A 25,683-nucleotide genomic window follows, 5' to 3' on the forward strand; every position below is an offset into this window, starting at 1 on the left:
TTCTTAACATTTCGCCGAAAATGCAGGCTCTGCTTGATTTCACAGACAAAAGAGCCGACAATAGAATTGCTGCGTATGATGAACCGTCCATAGAAGGAGTTGTCATGAATACTACCATGTCCTATGAACACTTCATACAAGTCGCGGAGCTTAGAACCCAAGTCATGGAAGCTGCCGCGCGCTTTGATTTTCAGGAGACACCGAAAGCTCTGCTCTTTGCGGAGCGCTGTCACGCCGGACAGCGGCGCAAGGGACCGGCCAAGCTTCCCTACATTATCCACCCGCTGACGATGGCCTGCCACGCCTTGTCCCTGGGCCTCGCGGAAGATGAGCTGATTGCCACGGCTCTGCTCCACGACACCTGTGAGGATTGCCATTTGCTGCCGGAAGAACTTCCGGTCAACGCAGCCGTACAGGAAGCCGTGCGCCGTCTCACCTTCTTTCCGGAACCCGGGGTGCCGCACGCACGCGCGCGGGACAGCTACTTTGCGCGGATTCCCGGCAACCGCACTGCGGTTCTGACGAAGTTACTGGATCGTTGCAACAATCTCTCCTACATGGCCTACGGCTTTTCGCGGGAAAAGCTGCTCGATTATATCGATGAGACCGAGCGCGCCGTGATTCCGCTGCTCGACTACGCCAAGCAGCACTTTCACCGCGACCGCGACGCGCTGTTCCTCTTAAATTATCAAATGTATTCCGTGATGAACTCGATTCGCGCTCTGCTTGAGCGGGATCTTTGAGTGATAGAATAAGCGTTATCGGACAAAAAGAGATGGCAGAAAACCTCGCAATGTCGGCAGAAGTCGGCACTGCGGGGGGGTGTCTTTGGGAAAACCTACGGAAGACCGGACAAAAAAACGGGATGTGCGAAAGCACATCCCGTTTTTCTTATTTCGTTGTAATCATTTCGATACCGTGCAACAGGGTATCTTTGTCGATGGCGCCGCGCGCCTGCGCGGTCATCATGCCGTTCGCATCGATAAAGTAGGTGCAGGGAATCGAAAACACACCGTAGGTTCTCGCCGCGTCCTGTGCCGTATCGTAAAGAATCGGCAGGCTGTAGCCCTGTGCCGTGACAAAGTCCGAGGCGCTCTTCACGGTCTCGCGGTTGCCGTCGGTCAGATTGACCATGAGGAACTGAACCTCTGTGCCGCGCTCCTTGTAGACCTCATTGAACTCCGGCATCTCCGCGCGGCAGGGGCCGCACCAGCTCGCCCAGAAGTTCAGGACAATCGGCTTACCCTTGTACTCCGAGAGCTTGTGCACTGTGCCGTCAGCCTCCTGCACCGTAAAATCCGGTGCCGCCGTCAGCGCCTCACTGCTCTCCTCCGCGGTGCTCTCCGCGCCCGCCTTGGACGCAATGCTGTCCTGTCCCTCAGCCGCCGGACTCTCGGCAGCCGTCGTACTCTCGGCCTCCGCCTGCAGTTGGGAACCCGCCTGCTTTGCGGCGAGTTTCCGGTAAAGCGTGCCAGCGCCCACCAGAAGAACCAAAAGCACCAGTGCCAGAATCCATGTTGTTTTTTTCTTCATGCAGTATTTCCTTACTATCCGTTCAGGGCGTGAGCAAAACCAACAGGCGTCCCATGGTGCCGGTCGCCATCAGGATGCCGACCAGAATCAGAAAGACGCCGCTCACGCGGTTAATGATGCCGTAGTGCGATTTAATGATCGCGAAGCTCTCTTTCAACCTGTCAATCAGCGCAGCGCTGAGTAAAAACGGTACACCGAGACCCAGCGAATAGGCGAGCAACATGCGTACCCCCTCGCCCGCATGCCCACTCTGCGAGGCAAGCGCGAGCGCCGAGCCGAGGAACACGCCGACGCAGGGTGTCCAGCCGATTGAGAAGATTGCACCAAAGAGCATCGAAGAAAAGAAGCCGAGCTCTGTGGTACCGAGACTCCGCGCCCCGCCCCGAAACAGCTGAAAGCGGAGCACACCGAGAAAATTGAGTCCGAAGACAATCACGATCACACCCGAAATCAGATTGACCGCTGTCCTGTGTTGTCCGAGAAAGCCGCCGACCGTTCCCGCAAGCGCCCCCATCGCCATAAAAACGAGACTGAAGCCGAGCACAAAACCGGCCGCATTCCGAAGCGTCTTTCCGAGACTCCGCTCACCGCCGCCCGCAAAATAGCTCACATAGACCGGCAGGAGCGGCAGGAGGCAGGGAGAGATGAAGGTGATCATGCCCTCTAGGAATGAAATCAGATATTGCATCAGTCGAGTGCTTCGTCGAAGACGCGCTTCACAGCGGTCTTGATTTCATCGTAACCCATGCCGATATGGGCCTCGAACTTCTTCACGCCGCCCAGATAGAGGGTCGGCACCGCATAGTAATCGAATTTCTCAATGAATTCCGGCTCTCTGGTCTCTTCGACCTCCCGGATGTGAAGGGTCTTGTAAACCGGATTTTCCTCCATCAGCTCACGAATGCCCTTGTGCGCCTTCGCGCAATACCCGCAGTCATCGCGGGTAAAGAGTAAAATTTCTTTTGCCATAACTTCCTTTCCGTCAGGCGAGCAGCGGCTTCATCGCTGCCGCCAGCTTCTCCTTTTCCTTCTTGGCCTCGTCCATGCCCTTGCCCTTCGTCGTGAAGTAAGTCTTGATCTTCGGCTCGGTGCCGGACGGACGTACAATGACCGTTTCGCCGTTCTCCAGCGCAAACAAGAGAATATTGGCGCGCGGCAGACCCGTCGTCTCCGCCTGCTCAAAGTCCGTGACCTTGGTGACCGCATAGCCCGCGAGTTCCTTCGGCGGATTCTTGCGAAGCGCCTCCATGATGCCGCTCATCTTCTCCATGCCGGAGAGACCCGGGAACTCAAAGCTGTCGACCGCGTTCAGATAGTGACCGTAGGTCTCGTAAATCTCCTCGAGGCGTGCCTTGATCGAAGAACCGATACTCCGGTAGTAAGCCGCCATCTCACAGATCAGCATACTCGCGACGACAGCGTCCTTGTCGCGGACATAGGTGCCTGCGAGATAGCCGTAGCTCTCCTCGAAGCCGAAGATGAAGCGCTCCGCCTCATTCTTGCTCTCCAGTCTGTGAATCTGATCGCCGATCCACTTGAAGCCCGTGAGCACGCTGCGAAGTTCCACGCCGTAGTGCTCTGCGACCTTGTCCGCGAGCTGAGTCGAAACCACCGACTTGACCGCAACCGGCCGCTCCGGCATGGTGCCGGCTTCTTTTCTGCCCGCCGCAATGTAGTCGAGCAGCAATACGCCCATCTCATTGCCGCTCACGAGTTCGTACTCGCCGTCCGGCGTCCGCATCGCAATGCCGACGCGGTCCGCATCCGGATCCGTCGCGAGCATTAAGTCCGCGCCGGTCTCCTTTGCGAGCGCAAGTCCCTTCGCGAGCGCCTCAAAAATCTCGGGGTTCGGATAGGGGCAGGTCGTGAAGTAGCCGTTCGGATACTCCTGTTCTTTGACTATCGTCACATCCTCAACGCCGATGTCTTTCAGGACACGCGTCACCGGCACGAGACCGGTTCCGTTCAGCGGCGAGTAGACGAGCCTTAATCCTGCCGTCTTGCAGATGCCCGGGCGAACCTGACGGGACTCGACCGCCGCATAGAAAGCTTCCTTGCAGTCGTCGCCGACAAAACGGATCAGCCCCTTCTCAACGCCCTCCGCAAAGCTCATGAACTTCGCGCCGCCGAGCACATCGGTCTTCTGAATTGCCGCGTAGACGACAGCGGCATCCTCATCCGTGACCTGGCAGCCGTCCGCACCGTAGGCCTTGTAGCCGTTGTACTTTGCCGGGTTGTGGGACGCCGTAATCATGATGCCCGCGTTGCAGTTGTAGTAGCGCGTCGCAAACGAGAGCGCCGGAACCGGCATGAGCTCGTCGTAGAGGCGCACCTGAATGCCGTTTGCCGCGAGCACGGAAGCTGCGTCGCGCGCAAAATTCCAGCCTTTCAGGCGGCTGTCATAGCTGATGGCGACCGTCTGGCTGCCGCCCTTCGTCTTCACCCAGTCCGCGATGCCCTGGGTTGCCTGACGCACCACCCAGATATTCATACGATTTGTCCCGACACCGAGCGTTCCGCGAAGTCCCGCCGTACCGAAGCTTAAGCTCGCGGCAAAGCGCTCGCGAATCGCATCCTCATCTCCCGCAATTTCCGTGAGTTCTCTCTTTAAGTCAAAATCAACCAGCTCTGCCTTGCACCAACGACTGTACTCGTCCCGATACATTCGGATACCCTGCCTTTCTCACCTTTTGCGCTGTCATTTTGAGCCGCCGTTTGAACGGCAGACTCTGTATTTAGAATACTCGATTCCACGCACTTCTGCAAGCTGTGCCTAATTTTGCGGTCTCCCCCTGTCTTGCGGGCACCGCATCTGTGGGTGCAGGGCTTTATTCGGATCTTACAGACTGCCCTTCGGCCAAGCTCTCAAAAACCGGACTCTGCCGCCTTCCGCGCACAAAAAAAGAGCGAGTCATTTCTGCCCCGCTCTTCAAAAAAGCAAGTCTTACTTCAGGGTGACCTTTGCGCCGACTTCCTCGAGGGACTTCTTCAAAGCCTCAGCCTCTTCCTTGGAGATGCCGGTCTTCACCATCTTCGGTGCGCCGTCAACCAGCTCCTTTGCCTCCTTCAGACCAAGGGAAGTTGCCTCACGGACAACCTTGATGACCTTAACCTTGTTTGCGCCGACCTCGGTGAGCTCGACATCAAACTCGGACTTCTCCTCTTCAGCCGCTGCGCCGCCCGCTGCCGGACCTGCGACAACAACACCCGCTGCTGCGGAAACACCAAACTCCTCCTCGCAAGCCTTAACAAGCTCGTTCAGCTCGAGAACGGAGAGCTCCTTCAACGCGTCAATGAATTCCTGCGTGCTTAACTTTGCCATCTCTGTATCCTCCTATATCGTGGAATAAATGTTTGATAATACTTCTGGAACCTGCGGCTTACTCCGCAGCCGGTGCAGCGTCCTTCTCTGCGATCTGCTTGATGACGCGTGCAAAGTTCGTGATCGGGCTCTGCATGCTGCCGAAGAGTCTGCCGAGCAGCTCCTCTCTCGACGGAACCGCTGCGATCGCAGCCATTCCCTTTGCGTCATAAGCAGCGCCCTCGACGATACCGCCCTTGATCTCAAGCTTCGGAGCGGTCTTCGCAAACTTCGCGAGCACTCTGGCAGCAACCGTTGCGTCGTCCTTGCTGACCGCAAGCGCCGTCGGTCCCTCCAGATAAGCGTCGAACTTCTCGAAGTCCGTGCCCTTTGCAGCGATGCGGACCATCGTGTTCTTATAGACCTTATAGACCACGCCGGCTTCTCTCAGCTGCTTTCTGAGCTGGGTATCCTGCTCGACCGTGAGGCCGCGGTAGTCAACGACCACTGCAGAGCTTGCGCCGTCTAAGAGCGCAGCGATTTCCTTCACGACCGGCTGCTTCTGGTCGATCTTAGAATCTCTCATCTCGTTTCCTCCTTCTTCCGTACTTGCAAAACAAAAGAACCCGCCTGCCGCACGACAGACGAGTTCGTAATATTCACAGATGTGAACATCCTCCTCGGCGGACAAGAGTTCCTTACGCCATTGGCGTCCGCTGTCTTCGGCAAGAGTATTCTAGCTGTTAAAAGCTAACATGAAATCAGCTTTTTGTCAAGCTTTTAGTTTGCAATCTTCGCAGTGTTGAGCTTCACGCCCGGGCCCATGGTGCTCGTGAGCACGGCGCTCTTCATGTAAGCGCCCTTCAGGGACGACGGCTTCGCCTTGTTCAGCGCATCCAGCAGCGCCTGAAGGTTCTCTCTCAGCTGCTCCTCGGTGAAGGAAGCCTTGCCGACCGGGCAGTGGATGATGTTGGTCTTGTCCAGACGGTACTCAACCTTACCTGCTTTGATATCGGCAATTGCCTTGGTCAGATCCATCGTGACCGTGCCGGACTTCGGGTTCGGCATGAGGCCCTTCGGGCCGAGCACCTTACCGAGACGACCGACAACGCCCATCATGTCCGGGGTAGCGACGACGACATCGAAATCAAGCCAGCCCTCGTTCTGGATCTTCGGGATCAGCTCCTGGCCGCCGACAAAATCAGCGCCTGCTGCCTTAGCCTCATCCTCCTTCGGTCCCTTTGCGAACACGAGGATGCGGACCGTCTTGCCGGTACCGTGCGGGAGAACAACTGCGCCGCGGATCTGCTGATCTGCGTGACGGCCGTCTGCGCCCGTGCGGACATGTAACTCGACCGTCTCATCGAACTTCGCATTGGCGGTCTTCTTGATCACGCCGACTGCATCTGCAACATCATAGTACTGGCTGCGGTCAACGAGCTTCGCTGCCTCTGTATATCTCTTTCCGTGCTTCATGGTCTCATCTCCTCCCCATTAGTCCTCGACAACAATACCCATCGAACGGGCTGTGCCGGCAATCATGCTCATAGCCGACTCAATGCTCGCTGCGTTGAGGTCGGGCATCTTCATCTCGGCGATCTTCTTCACTTCGTCCTTCGAGATGGTCGCGACTTTCTCCTTGTTCGGAACACCGGAAGCCTTCTGCAGCTTGCAAGCCTTCTTCAAAAGCACTGCTGCCGGCGGGGTCTTGGTGATGAAGCTGAAGCTTCTGTCTGCGTAAACCGTGATGACAACGGGGATGATGAGATCGCCCTTGTCAGCGGTTCTCGCGTTGAACTGCTTCGTGAACTCGACAATGTTCACGCCGTGCTGGCCAAGAGCCGGACCTACGGGTGGAGCCGGGGTCGCCTTGCCTGCCGGAATCTGCAACTTGATGTAGCCAGTAACTTTCTTTGCCATAATGGCACCTCCTTGTGGTCATGACGGGGCTTATGCCCCTTCCACGCAACCTTCCCTTGCGGGAAAATTACAACTTCTTTACCTGGGTGAACTCGAACTCCACCGGCGTCTCTCTGCCGAACATATCGATGGGCAGCGTCACGGTTCTCTTCTTCTCGTTGATTGCCGCTACCTTGCCGACCGCGTCCTTCCAGGGGCCGCTGACAACGGTGACGGTATCGCCGGGCGCAAACTCCAAAACGACCTCGCGCACTGCCATCTGCTCTCCGCCGCCAAAGCCGAGCTTCTGCATCTCCTCCTCGGAGAGCGGCACCGGTTTGGATCCCGGTCCCACAAAGCCCGTGACGCCTCGCGTGTTGCGGACAACATACCAGGTCTCATCGTTCATAATCATGCGGATTAACACATAGCCGGGGAACATCTTCCGCTCAATCGTCTTTTCGACATTGTTCCGGAGCTCCGTGACCGGCTGTGTCGGAACGGAAACCTCCAGGATCTGATCCTGTAACTTCCGGTTCTCCACAGACTTCTCGATATCAACCTTCACCTTGTTCTCGTATCCCGAATAGGTATGCACAACATACCAACTTGCTTCAGCCATGCGCTCTCCCACTTCTCACTGAAATACGCGTGTCAGCCCCAACCGGAAAGCCCAGTCGAGTACGGCAATAATCGTGCCCAGCACGAGGGAGACTGCAACGACCGCAGCGGTCTGCTTTGCCAGCACTTCCTGTGTCGGCCAGACAATCTTTCGGAATTCGGCTTTCAGGCCATCCACAAATCCCTTTTTCTCGGAATTTGTCTTCTCGTTCTCAGCCATCTTGCTTCCTTTCTCAAAGATTACTTTGTCTCTTTGTGCAATGTGTGCGTCTTGCAGAATCTGCAGTACTTCTTCACTTCCATACGATCCGGATGCGTCTTCTTATCCTTTGTCGTATTGTAGTTGCGCTGCTTGCAGTCTGTGCAGGCAAGAGTAATTCTCGTACGCATGGTCTCCACCTCCCATTTCAAATTTGCCGATTGAAGTCAAAAAAAAAAGACCTCTCATCTTCTATCGCAGAGTCACTATAGCGCATCCCGGGGGTGCTGTCAAGGCGCACCCCCAAAGAAACGCGCATTTTCTCTAGTCTTCCGGCACAATGCAGAGGCAGACCGACATCACGGCTTCCGCGCCCGCCGCCCGGAGCACCCGGGCCGAGGCCTCAATCGTGCTCCCGGTTGTGAAAATATCGTCAACCAGAATCACGCGGCGCACACCGCGCGCCGAAAGCAAGGTCTCATCCACGCGGAAAGCTTCTGCGAGATTCCGGATTCTCGCGTCCGGCCCGAGACTCTTCTGAGCCGCTGTCTTCTTGTGTCGCAGCAGAAGGTCCGTATAGAGCGGCAGTCCGAGTTCTTTTGCGACTTCCCGCGCGAGTTCCTCCGCCTGGTTAAAACCGCGGCTTCTGCGTCTCTCCGGATGTAACGGCACCGGGAGCAGGCAATCCGCCCGAAAGTTTCTAAGTTCCGCCGCAAACTTGAGTGCCAACAGGCGTCCGAGCGGCGCGAGGTACTCTTTTTTATGGTGATACTTGACCGCAGCCATCGTGCGGCGCATACAGTCATCGTAAAAGAGAAGCGCCAGATTTTTTTCAAAGCTCCGCTCTCTCGTCTCACAGGAATGACAGTAGCGCGCCTGTTCATCCGCAAGCGTGCGCCCGCATTTCAGGCAGCGCGGTTCCCGCACAAAATCAAGTTTCTTCACGCAGGGCGGACAGATGCGCTGTCCCTTCGGCAGGACAATTTCGCCGCAGACCGGACAGCGCCGCGGAAAAATGACAGAGAGCAGCGTCTCCGCAAAGCTCTCCCCGAGGTTCTCACTCAATCTGCGCCTCCTGCTGCAACAACTCCCGCAGCCTGTCTGCCAGACCGGTATAGCGCCCGAGCTCCTTGGTATTCGCGACCATTTCATAGAAATAGGACGGCTCCCCGATCAGAACCACGCACTTCTTGGCGCGCGTCACCGCCGTATAAATCAGATTGCGCGTTCTTAGCATCCTCGGACCGCTAAAGACCGGAATCACGACAGCCGGGTACTCACTACCCTGCGACTTGTGAATCGTGACCGCATAGGCGAGCTCCAGCTCTTCGACATCCGCAAAGCCGTACTCGACCTCCCGTCCTTCGTCGAAGCGGACGGTCAAGGTCTCCGAGAAGCGGTTGATGTCGGAAAGAATCCCCACATCGCCGTTGTAGACGCCGCGCTGGTAATTGTTCTTAATCTGCATGAGTTTGTCGCCGACCCGGAACAGCGCGTGGGGAAATTCCCGCTCCGCTTTTCCATGCCCCGGCGGATTTAACTTGGCCTGCAACACGGGGTTCAGCCCCACGACGCCGAGCGCGCCGCGGCGCACCGGCGTGAGCAGCTGGATGCTCTTCGCATCCGCGCCGACATAGGCCGGCAATTTCTCCGTGATGAGCCGGAGCATGGTCTGAATCACACCCTCCGCACTCCCCTGCCGGATAAACAGAAAGTCCTTGCTCCGCTTCCCGAGATCGATGAGCTCCTCGTCCATCATCTTATGGGCATTCACCACAATATCGGATTCCGCAGCCTGGCGGTAAATCTGCGTGAGCTGCGCGACCGGCAGGCAGGCGGAGGCAATCAAATCGCGAAGCACATTGCCCGCGCCGACACTGGGCAGCTGATTGCTGTCGCCGACCAGAATCAGGTGGGCGCCGACCGGCACCGCGAGGAGCAACGCATGGAAGAGCCGTAAATCCACCATACTCATCTCATCGATGATGATGCAGTCGGCCTCGAGCGGTTGCTCCTTGTTGCGGTCAAAGCGGACTGTGCTCCAGCTCTCCCGCCCGGAATCGCCCTCCCCGTCGCCGGTCGGCGCGCCCGTGACTTCGAGCAGGCGGTGTATGGTCTTCGCCTCCCGCCCGGTCGCCTCTGTCATCCGCGCCGCCGCGCGTCCGGTCGGCGCCGCGAGCAGAATCTCCGCGCCCTCCGCCTCAAAGCAGCGGATAATCGCATTGATGGTCGTGGTTTTGCCGGTGCCGGGACCGCCGGTGATTATGAGCAGGCCGGACTGTACAGCCGCGAGCACAGCGCGCCGCTGGGTCTCGTCGAGCACGAGTCCGGCCTCTTCCTCTTCGAGCAGTGCGAGCTGTTCCTCCGCGCGCGTATGCCCCGTTGTCTCCCGGATATCCAGCTCCTTTAACATCGCGGCGACATGCAGTTCCATGCGGTCATAGTTTGCGAGATACACCCGCGTTTCTTCCGCGTCGTTCGGGGCGCACCGAAGGACCAGGCGCTTTTCCATCTGCAAATCCAGCAACAGCTGCCGCAGGTTCTCCGGCTCCAAACGGAGCAGTGCCTTCAGGCGCTCCGTGAGCAACGACGCAGGGAGATAGCAGTGTCCCTCCTGCACGGCGAGGCGCAGCACATAGAGCACCGCGCTCCGGATCCGGGTCTCCGCGTCCGCGCGGACGCCCATGCGCCGCGCGATTTCATCCGCGGTCTGAAAGCCGACGCCGCTCAAATCGTCCGCGATTCGATAGGGGTTCTCGCGGAGCAGGGTGTAGACCTCATCTCCGTAGCGCTGGTAAATCTTGACGGCGAGGTTCATCCGTATGCCGTAGCCGGAGAGAAAGAGCATGGCGCGGCGCAGTTCCCGCTTCTCCTCAATCTGCCCCGCGATTTCCATCGCAAGGCGCTCGCTGATGCCCTTCACCTCCGCAAGGCGCTCGGGTTCCTCCTCGAGAATGCGAAGCGTGTCGTTCTTAAACTTTTTGACGATACGCTTCGCGAGTGCCTCGCCTACCCCTTTGACAGCGCCGGAGGACAGGTAGCGCTGCACGCTTGCGCTGTCCTCCGGCGTCTTGATTTCGTATGTCTCGACCGCCAGCTGTTCGCCGTAGGTCGGGTGAAGCTGAAAATGTCCCTCTGCGCTGATATACTCACCTTCCGATATCATCGGAAAGGTACCGACCAGCACATAGTCCTCGCCGCCGCTCTCCACGCTGAGAATCGCATAGCCATTCTCCTCGTTCCGGTACTTGATTTTCTCAACAAAGCCGCTCAGCGAGTCCATCCGGTCAATACTCCTTCTTTGCGTCTGCGCTGTCGCCGTTCTGGAACTCGATGAACTTTCCGGTTCCGATCGCAACCGCCGTGAGCGGTGCCTCGGCAATCATGGTTGTGATACCCGTCTTCTCCTGGCAGAGCTGATCGAGGCCGTAAATCAGAGAGCCGCCGCCCGTAAAGACAATGCCGCGGTCGTAAATATCGGCTGCGAGCTCCGGCGGGGTGCGCTCGAGCACGTTGTGCACGGCGTCGACAATCTGCATTGCCGGCTCCTGCAGTGCCTCGAGGGTCTCATCCGAAGTCACGACGATGGTCTTCGGCAGACCGGTGACCAGGTTACGGCCGCGCACCTCCATGGTCAGCACCTCGGGACGGCGGTAGGCCGCGCCGATCTGAATCTTGATATCCTCACCGGTTCTCTCACCGATCAGGAGGTTATGCTTCTTTCGCATGTAGCGGACCACTGCCTCGTCAAAGTCATCGCCCGCGACCTTGATCGAAGTTGAGACGACGGGGCCGCCGAGGGAGATGACGGCGATATCCGTGGTGCCGCCGCCGATGTCGACAATCATGTTGCCGCAGGCCTTCGAAATGTCGATGCCCGCGCCGATTGCCGCCGCGACCGGCTCCTCAATGATCGAGACTTCCTTCGCGCCCGCCTGGTAGGTTGCATCCTCGACGGCCTTTCTCTCGACCTCGGTCGCACCGGACGGAATGCAGACCGCGATGCGCGGGCGGAGCAGGGTCTTCTTGCCGACCGCCTTGTTGATAAAGTACTTGAGCATCTTCTCGGTCACGGTGTAATCCGAGATGACGCCGTGGCGCAGCGGGCGAATCGCAATGATATTGCCGGGCGTACGGCCGATCATGAGACGCGCCTCCTCGCCGATTGCGAGAATGCGGTTGGTGTCGCGGTCAATCGCGACGACGCTCGGTTCCTTTAAGACAACGCCCTTTCCCTTGATATAGACCAGGATACTCGCGGTACCCAGGTCGATGCCGATGTCATTTGAACTCATTCCAAACATATTAAACATGAAACCCCTCCGGACAGTATAAAAAGAGAGCCTGCGCCCTCACAACCTCTTGACAATGTTTGGAATTCATTATATCCAAAAGTATTGCGCAATAAAAGCCTTTTCCCAAGAAAGCGCATTTAAATTGTCTTAATGACTTCGACCGGCTTTATTCAGAAACTTTATGTTTTTTTTAGAGGGCCGCCACACTTTCGACACAGATCTCAGGTATTATATCCTTGTCATCAGAAATGATGACGGAAATGCCCTGGTTTCAGTTGGCTGAGACCGCAAAGCTTTTTCATACTCATACCGGGCGGCTTACCCCCGCCCGGCCCCCCTTACCAGCTCCTGATCTGAGATCCCCCTCTTAAGATCATTTGCATATTTTGTTCCACAAAAAAAAGCATCCGACTCGCAGCGGATGCTTTTTTTATTACTCCGATTCCCTGTGGCGAAAGGCAATCGCCGCCTCGTCGAGACGCTGTTTTGTGCCGTCCGCGCCGTAGTACCAGAGCTCCTTTGTATCGCCGTACCCGGTGAGGAGGACCGCACTGCCGTCCTCCTCCGCCTCGTAATCACTGACGCCGTAGAAGAGCGCCTCCCCGCTGTTGTCCGCACCGCCGTCCCACTTGACCAGAGTTCCGCCCTTGTCGTCGCCGTTCGGAAACACGTCCTTCAGATAAAAGAGCGCCTTGCCCGTCTCGCTGACGCGCTCGTAACTCGCAACGCGCTCGGCGAGCTGTTGTCCGTCGACCACCAGACTCGCATAGCTCTCGTTCGGGTTCTCCGCGCCCGCAAAAACATTGCCACCCTGCGCGTTGGAAATACCGCTCACGCCGGAAAAGAGCGCCTCTTCCTTCTCAATTTCCTCCGCTGTGTAAGCCCGCGCAAAGACTGTGCCGCGCTGGGGATCCTGCTCGCCCTCTCCGTCCGGCCGGAACAGCACATAGTAGAACTTATCTTCCCCCGCATCGAGTGCGAGGTCCAGGAGTCCCTGGTCAATGAGGTGCAACCCGGTGTTCAGCGCCGCGCTGTCTCGCAACAGATAAATCGAGAAGCCGCTCCCGCTGCCCTGCCAGGCGAGCGCGCGGTCCGCCTGCACGCGGTCTGCGTAGACTGCGCTGAGCCGCGACACATTGTGCAGCAGTATCTGATTCTTTGTCCCGTCAAAATAGCAGAGCGTCTTGCCCTCTGCCGGCGTAATCTCGCTCATCGCTGTCTGCTGTTGCGCCGAAGCCGCGTCCGGCTCTTCCGCTGTGGCTTCGCTCTCCCGACGCGCTAGCTCTTCGCCGCGCTCCTTCACATCCGAAACTGCTTTCTTCTGCTGCTGTTCTTCCGGAACACTGTGCTCGTCCCGCAGATAATAGGCGTGCCCTGTCTTCCGGATAAAGATGCTCTGATCCACATCGACACTCACAACCTGCACAGGGTGCAAATCCGCGCTGTAGCAGAGCGAGCCGCCCGCATCGCTGCAGTAAAGCTGCCGTAAATCCGCACTTGCGAAGCTAATCTGCTGCATTCCGGAGGCCAGCTTTACGGCCCCACCGCGCTGTTCGCCGCTCTCCGTGAGGCGCAGGGCGTATAAATTTCCGTCGCCGGTCAGGTAGACCGCCGACTGTCTGTCCGCACTCACCCGGAAATCAAGCACCAGAGCCGCAAGTACCTCTCCCTGCCAGCTCTTCTCCGTCCGGCGATACAGGCTGAGCGCCCCTGTCTTATCCTCCCCGAGCAGTGTGCCGCCTGCCGTCGGCTCGTATTTGACAATATCCGCCGCTACGGTCTCGACTGCACCGCCGAACTTCCGCGCGCAGAGTTCCCCCGAAAAAAAGCCGTAGCTTGTGTCCTCCCGGTAATTCCGGCAGAAATAGACTTGTTCCCGCGTCTCGTCAAACCGCACATCCTGGGTCGGATCGTGGCGGCCCAGAAAACGCTGCACCGCATTGGTCTCCCCTGCGCTGTCAAAGCCCGCGATTTCCTGCGGGTTTTCTCCCGGAAAGCAGGCGTAGAGCCCGCTTCGGTTGTACCAGATCAGCGGATCCGCCGCATGGCCTGCCTGTGTGGTCCGCTCTGCCTTCCCGCAGCCCCAAAGGGCTGTCACCGTCAGGCAGAGACCGAGCACCGCTGCCGCCAGCTTTCGCACTCTCATTTCACCGCTCCCCCGTTCTCTTTTTTCTGCGCTTCCAGCCACGCCGCCGCATGGGCGTAGAGATATGTCTTTTCGTTTCGCGCCGGTTCTTCCAGCACTGCATTGAGCAGCGCGCGCAGACAAGCGCCGAGCGCCGGTCCCTTCGGAATGCCGAGCGCGAGAAGCTCCGCTCCGCCGAGCGCGAGACCGCGAATTTCCAGGCAGTCCCCCCGCTCCGCAATTTCCTGCCGCAGCGCGCGAAGCTTTGCAATCCGCTCTGTCCGCTGTTCAACGCCCCCTGTAGTCTCCTCACTGCCGTAGCCCGCCTCTTTGAGGAGAAGCAGCTCGGTGAAGGCGTCGTGCCCGATATCCGAGAGGTAGCGCCGGACTTCCGTCTCACTCTCCGGCAACGGCTTGTGTACGGCAGTCAGCAATAATACCGCCCGGTCTCTCGTCGCGCGGTCACTCTTTAACTCGGTGAGCAACTTACCGAGTGCCTCCGGTGTGATCCGCTCACCGGCCGCCGCAAAGCGCAGCGCCTTGCAGCGCGGCAGTCTTGCCGCCCGGCTGTCGAGATGCACGCCCGGGAAATGCGCCGCCATCTCGGGTGCCAGCCCGGCCACATACAGAAGTTCCAGTTTCTCCGGGTGGTTCGAGAGCAGCAGTTTCGTGAGTTCCGCGAGAATCCGCTCCTTGCTGACCCGCGCCAAATTGGACGAAAGCTCCGTGAGAGCTTTGAAAGTCTCGGCCTCTATTTCAAAATTCAACTGCGCCGCAAAACGCACCGCGCGGAGCATGCGAAGCGCATCCTCCCGAAAGCGCGCATACGGATCCCCGACGCAGCGAATACAGCCGCGCGCGAGGTCTTCCTGTCCGCCGAAGAGATCCACAAGTTCTCCGCGCTCGGAGACCGCCATCGCGTTGATGGTGAAGTCCCGGCGCTTTAAATCCTCCGCGAGCGAGGGCGTAAAGCAGATGCTGTCCGGGTGCCGCCCGTCCGAGTAGCTGCCGTCAATGCGGTAGGTCGTGACCTCATAGCCCTCTCCGCCGAGCAGCACCGTCACCGTGCCGTGCTGCAGCCCGGTATCGACCGTGCGCGGAAACAAGGCCTTAACCTCCTCCGGTCTCGCATCGGTCGTGAGATCCCAGTCGTCCGGCTCTTTTCCCAGAATGCTGTCCCGCACACAGCCGCCGACCGCATAGGCCTGAAAGCCGGCCGTCTCCAATTTGTTCAAGATGTCTCTCACCGTCTCCGGCAAGCGCATGCGCATCACACTCCTCTCCGCAACGCCAAAAAGAGAGCCATCGCGTTTGCCGCGGCAGCTCTCTGCGTTTTAGTATGCAACACCCCAGTAAACCATCTTCTTCGCAGGTTTTCCGCAGCAGACACAGCGGTCCGCGAGCTTTTCCTGGGCGAACGGAATGCAGCGGCTGGTTGCCCCCGTCTCCTCTTTGATTTTGTCTTCACACGCCTGGTCGCCGCACCACATCGCGCGGACAAAGCCCGGACGGTTCTTAACGGTCTCCGCAAACTCTTCCATCGTAGTCACATCATAGGTGTGCGTGTCGCGATGCTGCTTGGCTCTCTCGAACATGGCCTTCTGGATGGTCTCGAGCATATCCGAAACCGTTGCCGCAATGCCTTGGAGTGCTGCCTCAGACTTCTCGCCGTTATCGCGGCGCACCAGCACGCAGCTGCCTGCCTCAATGTCCTTCGGTCCGAGTTCAATGCGAAGCGGCACGCCGCGCATCTCGCACTCGGCGAACTTAAAGCCGGGGCGGCGATCCGTGTCGTCTACATTGACGCGAACACCTGCCGCTCTGAGCTCTGCCGCGAGCGCCTTAGCGCGCTCCAGAACACCTTCCTTGTGCATCGCGACCGGGACAATCGTGACCTGCACCGGCGCAATGTGCGGCGGCATCTTGAGGCCGGAGTCATCGCCGTGCACCATGATGAGCGCGCCGATCATACGGGTTGTCATGCCCCAGGAAGTCTGGTGCATGTACTTAAGACTGTTGTCCTTGTCCTGGAACTGCATGCCGAAGGCGCGCGCAAACCCGTCTCCGAAGTTGTGGCTCGTGCCGCTCTGCAGCGCCTTGCCGTCGTGCATCAGAGACTCGATCGTATAGGTTGCGACCGCACCGGCAAACTTCTCCTTGTCGGTCTTCTGACCGCGCACCACCGGAATCGCGAGCTCCTGCTCGCAGAAATCCGCGTAGAGATTCAGCATCTGTTCGGTTCTCGCCTGTGCCTCCTCTTCGGTCGCGTGCACGGTGTGTCCCTCCTGCCAGAGGAACTCACGGGAGCGGAGGAAAGGACGGGTCGTCTTCTCCCAGCGCACCACCGAACACCACTGGTTCAGCACCTGCGGCAAATCGCGATAAGAGTGCACGTGCTTCGCATAGTAATCGCAGAACAGCGTCTCCGAGGTCGGGCGCACGCAGAGGCGCTCCTGCAGGGGCTCAAGACCGCCCTGCGTAACCCAGGCGACTTCCGGCGCGAAGCCCTCAACATGATCTTTCTCCTTGTCGAGAAGACTCTCGGGAATAAAAAGCGGCATGTAGCAATTCTTTACGCCTGTCGCCTTGAAGCGCTGATCCAGAAGGCTCTGGATGCGCTCCCAGATTGCATATCCGGCGGGCTGAATGACCATACAACCTTTGACGCTCGTATAGTCGCAGAGCTCTGCCTTCCGCACAATGTCGGTATACCACTGTGCGAAATCCTGTTCCATCGAAGTAATCTCTTTGACCGCTTTTTTCTCCTCTGCCATACTTCCCTCTCTCCCTTAGTTCCGTTCCTGCGCGGCTCTGTGCTTGGTGAGCGCGCGGTGAATGCGCTCGCTGGGCTGCAGGAGCTCACTCACGGATGTATCGTGATTCAGACTGTCAATCAAAAGTGCAATGTATTTGCTCATCTCGACGCTCACATAGTAGGGGCGGCTTAAGAGCTCCGGGCTCTGATAGACCAGGTTGGTCGTGAAAATCTTATCAATCATGCCCTCTTCATAGTAGCGGTCGAAGCGCGCGAGGCCGTTCGTAAAGAGACCGAAGGTCGCACAGACAAAGACCTTCCGCGCGCCGCGGCGCTTCAACTCTCGCGCGACTTCCTGCACGGTTTCGCCGGAGGAAATCATGTCGTCCACGACAATCACATCCTTGCCGGTAACATCCGCCCCAAGGAACTCGTGCGCAAGAACCGGGTTTCTGCCGCCGACCAGACGCGTGTAATCACGGCGCTTATAGAACATGCCGACATCGAGGCCCATCATGTTCGCAAAGTAAATCGCTCTGCCCATGCCGCCCGCATCCGGGCTGATAATCATCATGTGCTCGGAATCTACCTTGAGCTCTGTCTCTGTCTGGAGGAGCGCCTTGATAAACTGGTAGATGGGCTGCACGGTCTCGAAGCCTTTCAGCGGAATCGCATTCTGCACGCGCGGCTCATGCGCGTCGAAGGTCAGAATGTTGTCAACACCCATGTTGACGAGCTCATGCAGGGCGAGCGAGCAGTCGAGCGACTCTCTGCCGTCTCGGTGCGACACGCGGCTCTCGTAGAGGAAAGGCATGATCACATTGATGCGGCGCGCCTTGCCCGCCGCCGCCGAGATGACGCGCTTCAGATCCGCAAAGTGGTCGTCCGGCGACATGTGATTGGTCATGCCGCAGAGCGAATAGGTCAGGCTGTGGTTGCAGACATCCACCATGAGGAAGAGATCCTTGCCGCGCACCGACTGTAAGAGCGTTCCCTTGCCCTCGCCCGTGCCGAAGCGGTTAATCTGGCTCTGCACAATGAAGGAGTCTTTCTCGTAGCCCATGAACGCAAGCGTGTCCTTGTGCTCGCTCTGCCGCGCGTTCCGCCAGCGCACCAGATAGGCATCGACCTTTTTCCCGAGCTCCTCGCAGCTCTTTAAGGGCACCAGCCCAAGCGGTCCCACCGGAATGGTCTCAATCTCTTTGTCTTCGTTCGACATCTGTTCTGCTCCTTTTTCTTCGATGATTCGGAAAACTATTGCTTGCGCTTCTTTGCGCGGATATCGCTTCCATAGAAGGGAAGTATATCATATTCGCCCAAAATGCGCGATGTGCTTCTCTCGGTATATTGCGCTTTTAATTGCTTCGGGTCCAGATTGGTGGAGATCAGCGTTCCGCGCTTTGTGATGAGACGCTCGTTTAAGAGCGTGAAAAACGCCGAGGCCGTAAAGGCATTGCCGAACTCTGTCCCGAGGTCGTCTATGATCAGAAAATCGCAGCCGTAAATGTACTCGCGGAATTCTCTCTCCTCCCGCGCCCTGATTTTTTCCTCGTCGCTCTCCGCCCGTTGCCGCCATTGGGTTGCGGCGAGCAGGGAAAACAGCTCCTCCGCGCTGAGGTAGACGACGGTCTTGCCGCGCGACAAGAGCTCCCCGGCGATGCAGTGCGAGAGAAAAGTCTTGCCGAGCCCGGGTTTTCCGGTGAACAGCAGATTGCCCTTTCGCTTGTCGAAATTTCTGAGATAGGCCTTGCACTGTGCGAGCACAAGCTGTTCCATGTAGGCGCGCTCGCTCATGTTGAGGCCCGGTACCTTTCGCTCGTCGCTGTAGTAGTCGAGCGAGAAATGTTTGAAATTCTCCTCGCGTATGCTCGCCGCAAGTCTTCCCTGGCGGCTGAGCCGCGCAATCATCTTCTGCCGGAAGCAGCGGCATTTTTCGCCGTCCGCAAATCCGGTGTCTTTGCAGTGCTCGCAGTGATAGGGCGGCGCAAGGAAATCGTCCGGATACCCCGCCGTGCAAAGAAGCGCACTCTTTTGCTTTTCCAGTTCCTCGAGTTCCGCCTTCAGGCCCGTCAGCGCTTCCTTGTCTCCGCCGACGGCTGCGCGGTAGCGCGCCATCGCGCGGTCGGCAATTTCCTGCTCGAGCGCGCGGTAGCCGGGCAGCACACGGTTCAACTCTGCCTTCCGCGCCCGCAGCAGCTGCTGCCTCGCGGCCTGCAGTGCCTCGTATTCGCGCAAAATGGCATTGTACTCTGTATTGCTGAGTGCCACGCCCTACCTCCTCTCAGGACTCCTGCTCGAGCTTACGCTTGAGCTGCTGCAGCACGAGGTCGTTCGGATCTTCCTCCCGCTCCTCGAAATTGTGAAAGCGCGTCCCGTTCTTTTTGGCGCCGCTCTCCGCGCCCTTCTTTCTGCCGGTCTCCTCCCGCTTCTTGTCCTCTTCCGCGATATCCTGCATGCTGTGCACGCCCGCGCGATGCCATCTGGTCAGAATGCCGTCGGCATAGGGAAAGCTCGGCTTATTGACATGGCGAAGAGTCCGGCTGCAGGCCTCTACGACCAGTTCCTCGGAGAACGCATACTCGCGGTACCACTTCTCGATAAACTTCTGTTCCTCGACGCCGGGACCGCGGTCGCGGATGCCGAAAGCCTTTAAGACCGCATAGACCTCTTTGGTATAGCTCTGGCCGCGCTGCTCGGCCTCCTCCGGCGTCCGGATGCCTCTCTCGTACCAGTCGAGCGCAACTTTTTCGAAATAGCGGAGCGAACTCTTTTTCTTTTCCGCGCAGTACTCGCCGAGTTTAATCAGCAAATCCGCCGACATGCCGAGCGTCCCGTAGAGATAGGCTACGGTCTCGGTGTCCGTCTGCGAAAAGGTTCTGCCGAGATAGCGCTGCAGTGCATAACTTAAACCCGCAAATTCGCTGTCATCCTGCAGGCGCCGGAAATCCACGCCGGATTTGTCCGGCAGTTTGGCCGGCGGCAGAACGGGTTCCGTCGACTCCGGCTCCGGGTTCTCGGGCAGCGGTTCCGGCTCCGGCGGCGTTTTGGGCAGCTCATATCCGCTCTCTGTCTCCCGGAGTCTGTCCTGTCCGATATCGCCCGCAATCAGTCCTTCCCGCTGCCAGCGGAGCAGCGCGCGCTTCACATCGCCCTCCGTGAGTTCTAAGCTGTCCGCAATCCGGGCGTCTGTGACCTCCTCGCCCCGATGGCGCAGGAGATAGAGATAAACCTTGACATATGCGCCGTTTACCGATGGCATATAGCGGTCGATAAATTCGTTGGAGACGACCGTCACGCCGGGCGCGGCGTCGCCCTGAAAAATAATTTTCATCTCATCCTCCTTTTCTCACTGCTCATCTTAACATAAAGTATCCCCGAGAACTTCACATCTTTTTCCACAATTTATCCACAAGGCTGTGGAAAAGCCGGTGTGCAGTTTCGCACACCGGCTTATTTCGCGACTTTTCAGGTCTTATTTTTTCACATCGGCTGTTTTTGCCCGCTCTAAAAGTTCTTCGCCGACCCGGAAAATATCGCCGGCGCCCATCGTGAGCACAAGGTCTCCGGGCTCTGTCACTTTGTCGAGATAATCCTCGATTTCACCGAAGCTGCCGAAATACCGCGCCTTGCCGGGCTGGTCCGCATTGATCGCCTCTGCGACATCGCGCGAGCTGATGCCGAGGGTATCGGTCTCCCGCGCCGCATAAATATCGGCGAGCAGCACATGATCCGCGCCCTCGAGCGCCTTGCCGAAGTCCGGCAGAAGTGCCTTGGTTCTCGTATAGGTGTGCGGCTGAAAAACACACCAGAGCGCCTTGTGCGGATAATTTTTTGCCGCCTTTAAAGTCGCCGCGATTTCCTGCGGGTGATGCGCATAGTCGTCCACGATGACCGCACCCCGGTACTCGCCCTTTTTCTCAAAGCGTCGCTCCGTGCCGCGGTAAGCCTCGAGCCCCTCGCGCACAGTCTCCGCCGGAATGCCGAGCAGGCGGCAGGCCGCCAGAGCCGCGAGCGCATTGTAGACATTGTGCTCGCCCGGCACGCAAAGCTGAATGCGCGGCAAAGCCTTCCCGTGCTCCGTCGGCGTAAAGGCCGCGTTGCCGCGTTCGTCAAAGCGGATATCCGTCGGATAATAGTCCGCCGCTTCGGTTCCCACCGTCACGACCTTGCCCTTGAAATCCCCGACAATTTCCCGGTAATCCCGGATCCGATTGTCAATGACGAGACTGCCGTTCTCCGGCATGCGCCGCACAAAGCGCCGGAACGAATGGCGAATATCGTCGATATCCTTGAAAAAGTCGAGGTGATCTGCCTCGATGTTCAGAATAACTTCAAGCGTCGGGAAAAAGGACAGGAAGCTGTTTGTATATTCGCAGGCCTCGAGCAGAAAGGTATCGCTGCCGCCGACCCGGATATTGCCGCCGATGGCATCCAGATTTCCGCCGAGCGAAATGGTCGGATCCTTTTTTGCCGCGAGCAGAATGAGAGACAGCATCGAGGTTGTCGTGGTCTTTCCGTGCGTGCCGCTGACCGCGATACTCTCCCCGTAGCAGCGCATCAGCTGCCCGAGGAGTTCCGCGCGGCTCAGCATCGGAATGCCCTGCCGCTTTGCCTCCCGAAACTCCGGATTATCCGGGTGAATGGCCGCCGTATAAATCACATAGTCAACCGGACTGCTGAGATTCTCCGCCCGCTGTCCGATATAAATCCGTATGCCCTGCGTTTTCAGATGCTCTGTGAACTCGCTCTCCTTCGCGTCGCTTCCGCTCACCGAGAATCCTTCTTTCCGAAGAATTTCCGCGAGACCGCTCATGCTGACGCCGCCGATGCCCATAAAATAGACGTGGCAGGGCTTTTTGAAATCAATACTGACTGTATCCATTCTGTCTCTCCTCAACCAATCCGATTCGTCAAGCTCACTCAGCCTATGCTGCCCTCCGGAAAGAGCCTGCTGCCGTAGCGAAGCAGCGCGAGGCGGAGCATATTTCCCAAAATTCCGACTGCAATGATTTCGCCGACACCGACCGTCAACACAAAGAACGGCAGGAAGCCCTCAATCCCATAGCCGTAGCGCAACACGAAGGGAATCATCAGCGCGTTGCAGAGAATGGGCGGCAGGGCCGCGAGATAGCCTTTGTCGCGGAGCCGGTAAGTGCCGTAGGCACCGAGCAGCGTCGCAAGACTTCCGAAAATCACATCGAGCGCCGCAGCGCCGGACAGGAAGTTTGCGAGGAAGCAGCCCACAAAGAGCCCGGGCACGGCTGCGACCGTAAAGACGGGCAGGATGCAGAGCGCCTCCGAGACACGAAACTGCACGGCGCCGAAGCTGATGGGCTTCGTGACATAAGTCAGCGCGGCGTAGACTGCGGCGAGCAGCGCGGCATTCACCAGCGCCCGCGTGTTGCCAAGGGATGTTTCTCTCATTTTTTGTTTCCTCCATAGTTTTGTTTTAGGTGAGGATGGTCTCGAACTCACCGGTGCAACATTATAGCACGGATTTTCATCCTTTTCGCGCTTCACCGGAAAACTGTGAGAGATCTTCGTCTTTCAGTGCGGCCGCCAGGAGTTCCGGCAGTCGCTCCGGTGCGCAGGCAAAGCAGGGAATGCCGAGCGAGGCAAGGTGCTTTGCGTTGTGTTCGTCGTAATAGGGGGCACCGCCGTCCGCAATCGCGAGCAGCACAATCATGCGGACGCCAGCCTCCTTCATCGCCGCAATGCGACGCATCAGCGCGGCGCGGTTGCCGCCCTCCATGAGGTCGGTAATCAAAAAGAAGAGAGTCTTCTTCGGTTCCTCAATCAATGTCTCGCAGTACTTGACCGAGTTGTTGATGTCGGTGCCGCCGCCGAGCTGAAAGCCGAAGAGCAGCTCGACCGGATCCTCGATCTTATCGCTGAGGTCGACAACCTCCGTCGTAAAGGCGACCACATGGGTCTTCACGGCGCGGAGCGAGGCGAGGATGCTGCTCATGACCGAGGCGTAGAGCACCGACTCTCCCATCGAGCCGCTCTGGTCGATGTCGAGGATAATGTGATACTTGGCGACGTTGTTCTGCTGCTTCGCAAAGAAGTAGTACTTCTCGGGGAGGATGCGCTTTTTCGCCGCATCGTAGTTTTTGAGGCCGTGGCGTATGGTCTTTTTAAAATCAAGTCCCGTCGCCGAGGGAATCGGCGTGTGCTCTGTCCGCTTGCAGGCGGCCACGACCGCACGGCGCACATCTTCCGCGAGACGGCGCTGAATTTCCTCGACAATGCGCTGAATAAAGCGGCGCGCACTCTCCCGGCTCTGCTTCGGCACCTGATCCTTTAAGAGGAGCAGCATGCTGCCGAGGTCCACGCTCGGCTCGGCGGCGTCGAGAAGCTCCGGCTCAAACAGAAGCTCTTTCATGCCGCAGCGCTCCACGGCATCGCCTTCCACAAGTTTTACGAGTTCCGGCGGAAAGAGGGTCCGAAGGTCGCCGAGCCAGCGGCTGATAACGGCGGAACCCCTGCCGCTGCCGCCGCCGGGCTGCGTATCGCCGTAGGAGAAGTAGGCATCGGCATTGTAAATCGCCTCGAGCGCGGCGTCCATCTGTCTGTCTTCTTCGGACAGGTAGGGCGCACTGTCCTTTCCGTAGGCACTCCACTTCGCCTCACTCTCCCGGCCGAGCAGCAATCTCCACTTCCGGATGCGCGCTTCGTTTTCGTCCATGTCCTGTCTCCCTAGAAATCGTCAAAATCAAAGGATTCGAGCGCCTGACTCTCCTCCCGACTCAGTTCCGCATTCAGCACTTCGCTGACCTGCTCCTTCTGTAAGCCCCAGAATTCCGCCAGATTCTCCGCGACCATATCCTTTTCGCCCGCCGTGTAAGTCGCGAAGGCGCGGCGCAGAAATACCATGGCGCGCTGCCAGCAGTCCTCGGGAATCGCATCGATGTAGCGGCTCAGACTCTCCCAGACCACGCGCCGCACAATCAGCGCATAGTGATTGCGGAGCGAAAGCCCCTCAAACCAGAGCGCGCCGAGTTCCGCCCGAAGCCCGACCGACATGCGGCGGCTGATCTCCTGCGAGAGTTCTTCCTCGCCGAGGTCGCCGAGATCGAGGCGTATTGCCGTCGCAAGCCCCGAGAGCTTGGCGTTTAAATCGTCCCGGCGCGAAAGTTCCCGAACGGCATGCTCCCACTTTTCGCTCGGCAGCCCCTTCTCGACACTGAAAATACGCTGGATCTCCTCGATGCTCTTTGCGAGGTGTCCCGCCGCCTCATCGTCGCAGAAGCAGGCGTCCGTGAGGGTAAGACCCGCGCGGAGCAAAAGGCGCTCCAAAATGGGGCGAAGCACCGAAACATCCGACTGCCGCACATCCCCGAACTGCAGCATGCGCGATAGAATTTTGGCTGTCCGCGCAATCTCCTCGATGCTAATCTCATCGATACTCGCGCTGTCAAGACGGCTGACCGCCGCCTGCAAAAGCTCCGGCATGCCGCAGAGAAAGGCGCTCTCTAAGAGCTCCGTGATCTCCGCAATCTGTTCCGTTGCCGTGAGTTTCTCCTGCAAATCAAAGCTCACGGCGTGCGCGATCGTGTCGCCCTTTAAGACGGCCTCGGCGAGCTGCATCTCCGCTTCCGGCGTCCTGCTTAAAACCCAGTTTTCCTCCCAGCTCGCATCCTGCTGTCTGCTGCCTTGCAAAGCGGCAAAACCGATGCCGAGAAGGCGCAGGCGCTGCAAAAAGAAGGAGCGGCGCAGCTGTAAAAAGGCGCTCTTCTCGCTCTTTGCGCGGCGATTTTCGCGGAGATCCAGGCGGAGTTTTTCCGCGACCGGGCCGAAATTCAGCTTTAAGTCCGCACACTGATCCGCAAAATCTCGCTGAATTGAGGTGAGCAGCCCGCCAATCGGCACATGGCCTATCTTCGTGCCGATGTCCGTGAGCGCGATTCCCTCGGCAATCTCGCCGAAACTCCCGTGCCCCAGACAGGTCACGGCGGCATCCTTCAGTTCCTCGTGTGTCGGATATACGCCCTCGCGGAGCCTTGTGAGGCTCTCGGCGAGTAAGGTCGCCTCCAGCACTTCCGCCGAAGAGACCAGGCCGCCCCGCTCCCGGATGTGTACGGCCAGCGCGGACAGATAGCGCGCGGCGTGGCTCTCGGGCTTCCCTGCCGCAAGCGCTTCCCAGAGCAGCTCATAATAGGCGGGCGCCAGGTTGCCGGCCGCATAGCCCGAGCGACTCGAAAGACGCCGGTACGAGTAGGGCATCAGTGTGAGCTCAGCCTTGCACTGCGGCAGCTTTTGAAGCGCTGCATCGTCGAGCAGCTCCCCCGCGGAAAGTGCCGGTGTGTGAAAGGCACCGGTCAGAACGACCAGGCGGTCCGCCGGAATCCCCGCTGCGATTTTTTCCGCAATCACGCGGCGCATATAGGCCTCCCGGACCGCATTGTGCGCCTGTTCAAAGCGCTCACCGGGCATGGCGGCCCGCACTTCTTCGCCGAAGATCCGGGAGCGCTCGAGATAGTCTTCGAGCGTCGGGCTCTGCTCGAGATAGCGCTCCCAGAAGCCCTCCATGTCATCGGGTTCTGTGGCGCTCTCTGTCTTTTTTTCCGCTGCCTCGTCCCGTTTCCGGTCGAGGTAGCGCTCCACGGCGCCCTGCAGGCCCAGCATATAGGAAGAGGGCAAATCGCAAAAGGCGACCGGAATGCCGAGTTCCCGCGCAGCGAGCAGCGCCCGGTACTCGGGGGAATAGACCGCAAACGGGTATAGGACACTCCGCACCGGCGCCTCCGTCGTATAGGCCATTACGGCAAACGGCGGCTTCAGCTCCGGATCCGCAAGCCGGTCAATGAGGCTTTCAAAGTCCGCAGGCGCCTCAATCAGAACGCAGGCGGGCCGCCGCTCCCGGAGCAGTTCCCAGATAAAGCGGGCGCCGACCGGCGAGTGGTGGCGTATACCGACAAAGACCGGCGCTCTTTCCCCGCTCTCCATGCCGCC

At 58.5% G+C, this 25,683-nt stretch carries 25 protein-coding genes and 1 other annotated feature; of the genes, 1 reads left to right on the forward strand and 24 read right to left on the reverse strand.

What is annotated here, in order from left to right:
• Positions 1–104 precede the first annotated feature (104 nt).
• Positions 105–743, forward strand: a complete 639-nt coding sequence (locus HMPREF9623_RS05200) for an HD domain-containing protein (RefSeq protein WP_009532853.1) — start codon at positions 105–107, stop codon at positions 741–743.
• Positions 744–891: 148 nt separating this feature from the next.
• On the opposite strand, the gene HMPREF9623_RS05205 is transcribed toward HMPREF9623_RS05200, so the two are convergent.
• The 24 genes from HMPREF9623_RS05205 to HMPREF9623_RS05320 form a co-directional block, all read right to left on the reverse strand.
• Positions 892–1,533, reverse strand: a complete 642-nt coding sequence (locus HMPREF9623_RS05205; RefSeq protein WP_009532854.1) for a TlpA family protein disulfide reductase — start codon at positions 1,531–1,533, stop codon at positions 892–894.
• A gap of 22 nt (positions 1,534–1,555) precedes the next feature.
• The gene (locus HMPREF9623_RS05210; protein ID WP_009532855.1) at positions 1,556–2,221 is read right to left on the reverse strand and encodes a cytochrome c biogenesis CcdA family protein; all 666 of its coding nucleotides are present in this window, start codon (positions 2,219–2,221) and stop codon (positions 1,556–1,558) included.
• Entirely contained in the window at positions 2,221–2,502 is a 282-nt protein-coding gene (locus tag HMPREF9623_RS05215) for a glutaredoxin family protein (protein WP_009532856.1), read from the reverse strand. The genes HMPREF9623_RS05210 and HMPREF9623_RS05215 overlap by 1 nt, the downstream gene beginning before the upstream one ends.
• A 13-nt stretch (positions 2,503–2,515) precedes the next feature.
• Entirely contained in the window at positions 2,516–4,198 is a 1,683-nt protein-coding gene (locus HMPREF9623_RS05220) for a phospho-sugar mutase (RefSeq protein ID WP_009532857.1), read from the reverse strand.
• A 279-nt stretch (positions 4,199–4,477) separates the two neighbouring features.
• Entirely contained in the window at positions 4,478–4,855 is a 378-nt protein-coding gene (gene rplL / locus HMPREF9623_RS05225) for a 50S ribosomal protein L7/L12 (protein ID WP_009532858.1), read from the reverse strand.
• 58 nt (positions 4,856–4,913) lie between these two features.
• Entirely contained in the window at positions 4,914–5,420 is a 507-nt protein-coding gene (rplJ, locus tag HMPREF9623_RS05230; protein WP_009532859.1) for a 50S ribosomal protein L10, read from the reverse strand.
• Between the two features lie 23 nt (positions 5,421–5,443).
• Positions 5,444–5,578 (reverse strand) — a sequence feature (ribosomal protein L10 leader region).
• A gap of 36 nt (positions 5,579–5,614) precedes the next feature.
• Positions 5,615–6,310: a 50S ribosomal protein L1 gene (gene rplA, locus HMPREF9623_RS05235; RefSeq protein WP_009532860.1), complete on the reverse strand. Its 696-nt coding sequence runs from the start codon at positions 6,308–6,310 to the stop codon at positions 5,615–5,617.
• An 18-nt stretch (positions 6,311–6,328) separates the two neighbouring features.
• Entirely contained in the window at positions 6,329–6,754 is a 426-nt protein-coding gene (gene rplK, locus HMPREF9623_RS05240; RefSeq protein WP_009532861.1) for a 50S ribosomal protein L11, read from the reverse strand.
• A gap of 67 nt (positions 6,755–6,821) precedes the next feature.
• Positions 6,822–7,355, reverse strand: coding sequence for a transcription termination/antitermination protein NusG (gene nusG, locus HMPREF9623_RS05245; RefSeq protein ID WP_009532862.1), 534 nt, complete (start codon positions 7,353–7,355; stop codon positions 6,822–6,824).
• A gap of 15 nt (positions 7,356–7,370) precedes the next feature.
• Positions 7,371–7,574 (reverse strand): preprotein translocase subunit SecE, encoded by a 204-nt coding sequence (gene secE, locus HMPREF9623_RS05250; RefSeq protein ID WP_009532863.1) that lies wholly within the window; start codon positions 7,572–7,574, stop codon positions 7,371–7,373.
• A 20-nt stretch (positions 7,575–7,594) separates the two neighbouring features.
• The gene (gene rpmG, locus HMPREF9623_RS05255) at positions 7,595–7,744 is read right to left on the reverse strand and encodes a 50S ribosomal protein L33 (RefSeq protein ID WP_009532864.1); all 150 of its coding nucleotides are present in this window, start codon (positions 7,742–7,744) and stop codon (positions 7,595–7,597) included.
• Between the two features lie 133 nt (positions 7,745–7,877).
• Complete coding sequence (locus tag HMPREF9623_RS05260; protein ID WP_009532865.1) at positions 7,878–8,618, reverse strand: ComF family protein; 741 nt, start codon at positions 8,616–8,618, stop codon at positions 7,878–7,880.
• Positions 8,611–10,836 carry an SF1B family DNA helicase RecD2 gene (gene recD2, locus HMPREF9623_RS05265; RefSeq protein ID WP_009532866.1) on the reverse strand — a complete coding sequence of 742 codons (2,226 nt, stop codon included), beginning with the start codon at positions 10,834–10,836 and terminating at the stop codon, positions 8,611–8,613. The genes HMPREF9623_RS05260 and recD2 overlap by 8 nt, the downstream gene beginning before the upstream one ends.
• Positions 10,837–10,840: 4 nt before the next feature.
• The gene (gene mreB, locus HMPREF9623_RS05270; protein ID WP_040799757.1) at positions 10,841–11,857 is read right to left on the reverse strand and encodes a rod shape-determining protein; all 1,017 of its coding nucleotides are present in this window, start codon (positions 11,855–11,857) and stop codon (positions 10,841–10,843) included.
• A 424-nt stretch (positions 11,858–12,281) separates the two neighbouring features.
• Complete coding sequence (locus tag HMPREF9623_RS05275) at positions 12,282–13,994, reverse strand: hypothetical protein (RefSeq protein WP_009532868.1); 1,713 nt, start codon at positions 13,992–13,994, stop codon at positions 12,282–12,284.
• Positions 13,991–15,208, reverse strand: a complete 1,218-nt coding sequence (locus tag HMPREF9623_RS05280) for a CCA tRNA nucleotidyltransferase (protein ID WP_242822156.1) — start codon at positions 15,206–15,208, stop codon at positions 13,991–13,993. Before HMPREF9623_RS05280 ends, HMPREF9623_RS05275 begins: the two co-directional genes overlap by 4 nt.
• Before the next feature lie 99 nt (positions 15,209–15,307).
• Positions 15,308–16,747 carry a proline--tRNA ligase gene (gene proS, locus HMPREF9623_RS05285; protein ID WP_009532870.1) on the reverse strand — a complete coding sequence of 480 codons (1,440 nt, stop codon included), beginning with the start codon at positions 16,745–16,747 and terminating at the stop codon, positions 15,308–15,310.
• A 15-nt stretch (positions 16,748–16,762) separates the two neighbouring features.
• Positions 16,763–17,947, reverse strand: a complete 1,185-nt coding sequence (locus HMPREF9623_RS05290; RefSeq protein ID WP_009532871.1) for a ribose-phosphate pyrophosphokinase — start codon at positions 17,945–17,947, stop codon at positions 16,763–16,765.
• 35 nt (positions 17,948–17,982) lie between these two features.
• Positions 17,983–18,996, reverse strand: a complete 1,014-nt coding sequence (locus HMPREF9623_RS05295) for an ATP-binding protein (RefSeq protein WP_009532872.1) — start codon at positions 18,994–18,996, stop codon at positions 17,983–17,985.
• A 13-nt stretch (positions 18,997–19,009) separates the two neighbouring features.
• Positions 19,010–20,059 (reverse strand): DnaD domain protein, encoded by a 1,050-nt coding sequence (locus tag HMPREF9623_RS05300; protein WP_009532873.1) that lies wholly within the window; start codon positions 20,057–20,059, stop codon positions 19,010–19,012.
• Between the two features lie 141 nt (positions 20,060–20,200).
• Positions 20,201–21,610: a UDP-N-acetylmuramate--L-alanine ligase gene (gene murC / locus HMPREF9623_RS05305; protein ID WP_009532874.1), complete on the reverse strand. Its 1,410-nt coding sequence runs from the start codon at positions 21,608–21,610 to the stop codon at positions 20,201–20,203.
• 38 nt (positions 21,611–21,648) lie between these two features.
• Positions 21,649–22,152: a QueT transporter family protein gene (locus HMPREF9623_RS05310; protein ID WP_009532875.1), complete on the reverse strand. Its 504-nt coding sequence runs from the start codon at positions 22,150–22,152 to the stop codon at positions 21,649–21,651.
• Between the two features lie 76 nt (positions 22,153–22,228).
• A complete protein-coding gene (locus HMPREF9623_RS05315; protein WP_009532876.1) occupies positions 22,229–23,416 on the reverse strand; it encodes a VWA domain-containing protein in 1,188 nt (395 codons plus the stop codon).
• An 11-nt stretch (positions 23,417–23,427) separates the two neighbouring features.
• Positions 23,428–25,677 carry a DUF5682 family protein gene (locus HMPREF9623_RS05320; RefSeq protein WP_009532877.1) on the reverse strand — a complete coding sequence of 750 codons (2,250 nt, stop codon included), beginning with the start codon at positions 25,675–25,677 and terminating at the stop codon, positions 23,428–23,430.
• Between the last annotated feature and the right edge of the window lie 6 nt (positions 25,678–25,683).

The sequence above is a fragment of the Stomatobaculum longum genome (assembly GCA_000242235.1).
In the GTDB taxonomy this organism is placed as follows: Bacteria; Bacillota; Clostridia; order Lachnospirales; family Lachnospiraceae; genus Moryella; species Moryella longum.

Bases quoted from the DNA above. Each gene is read 5' to 3' on its own strand.
- HMPREF9623_RS05200 (WP_009532853.1), top strand. From the start codon at position 105: ATGAATACTACCATGTCCTATGAACACTTCATACAAGTCGCGGAGCTT.
- HMPREF9623_RS05205 (WP_009532854.1), bottom strand. From the start codon at position 1,533: ATGAAGAAAAAAACAACATGGATTCTGGCACTGGTGCTTTTGGTTCTT.
- HMPREF9623_RS05210 (WP_009532855.1), bottom strand. From the start codon at position 2,221: ATGCAATATCTGATTTCATTCCTAGAGGGCATGATCACCTTCATCTCT.
- HMPREF9623_RS05215 (WP_009532856.1), bottom strand. From the start codon at position 2,502: ATGGCAAAAGAAATTTTACTCTTTACCCGCGATGACTGCGGGTATTGC.
- HMPREF9623_RS05220 (WP_009532857.1), bottom strand. From the start codon at position 4,198: ATGTATCGGGACGAGTACAGTCGTTGGTGCAAGGCAGAGCTGGTTGAT.
- rplL (WP_009532858.1), bottom strand. From the start codon at position 4,855: ATGGCAAAGTTAAGCACGCAGGAATTCATTGACGCGTTGAAGGAGCTC.
- rplJ (WP_009532859.1), bottom strand. From the start codon at position 5,420: ATGAGAGATTCTAAGATCGACCAGAAGCAGCCGGTCGTGAAGGAAATC.
- rplA (WP_009532860.1), bottom strand. From the start codon at position 6,310: ATGAAGCACGGAAAGAGATATACAGAGGCAGCGAAGCTCGTTGACCGC.
- rplK (WP_009532861.1), bottom strand. From the start codon at position 6,754: ATGGCAAAGAAAGTTACTGGCTACATCAAGTTGCAGATTCCGGCAGGC.
- nusG (WP_009532862.1), bottom strand. From the start codon at position 7,355: ATGGCTGAAGCAAGTTGGTATGTTGTGCATACCTATTCGGGATACGAG.
- secE (WP_009532863.1), bottom strand. From the start codon at position 7,574: ATGGCTGAGAACGAGAAGACAAATTCCGAGAAAAAGGGATTTGTGGAT.
- rpmG (WP_009532864.1), bottom strand. From the start codon at position 7,744: ATGCGTACGAGAATTACTCTTGCCTGCACAGACTGCAAGCAGCGCAAC.
- recD2 (WP_009532866.1), bottom strand. From the start codon at position 10,836: ATGGACTCGCTGAGCGGCTTTGTTGAGAAAATCAAGTACCGGAACGAG.
- mreB (WP_040799757.1), bottom strand. From the start codon at position 11,857: ATGTTTGGAATGAGTTCAAATGACATCGGCATCGACCTGGGTACCGCG.
- HMPREF9623_RS05275 (WP_009532868.1), bottom strand. From the start codon at position 13,994: ATGAGAGTGCGAAAGCTGGCGGCAGCGGTGCTCGGTCTCTGCCTGACG.
- proS (WP_009532870.1), bottom strand. From the start codon at position 16,747: ATGGCAGAGGAGAAAAAAGCGGTCAAAGAGATTACTTCGATGGAACAG.
- HMPREF9623_RS05290 (WP_009532871.1), bottom strand. From the start codon at position 17,947: ATGTCGAACGAAGACAAAGAGATTGAGACCATTCCGGTGGGACCGCTT.
- HMPREF9623_RS05300 (WP_009532873.1), bottom strand. From the start codon at position 20,059: ATGAAAATTATTTTTCAGGGCGACGCCGCGCCCGGCGTGACGGTCGTC.
- murC (WP_009532874.1), bottom strand. From the start codon at position 21,610: ATGGATACAGTCAGTATTGATTTCAAAAAGCCCTGCCACGTCTATTTT.
- HMPREF9623_RS05310 (WP_009532875.1), bottom strand. From the start codon at position 22,152: ATGAGAGAAACATCCCTTGGCAACACGCGGGCGCTGGTGAATGCCGCG.
- HMPREF9623_RS05315 (WP_009532876.1), bottom strand. From the start codon at position 23,416: ATGGACGAAAACGAAGCGCGCATCCGGAAGTGGAGATTGCTGCTCGGC.
- HMPREF9623_RS05320 (WP_009532877.1), bottom strand. From the start codon at position 25,677: ATGGAGAGCGGGGAAAGAGCGCCGGTCTTTGTCGGTATACGCCACCAC.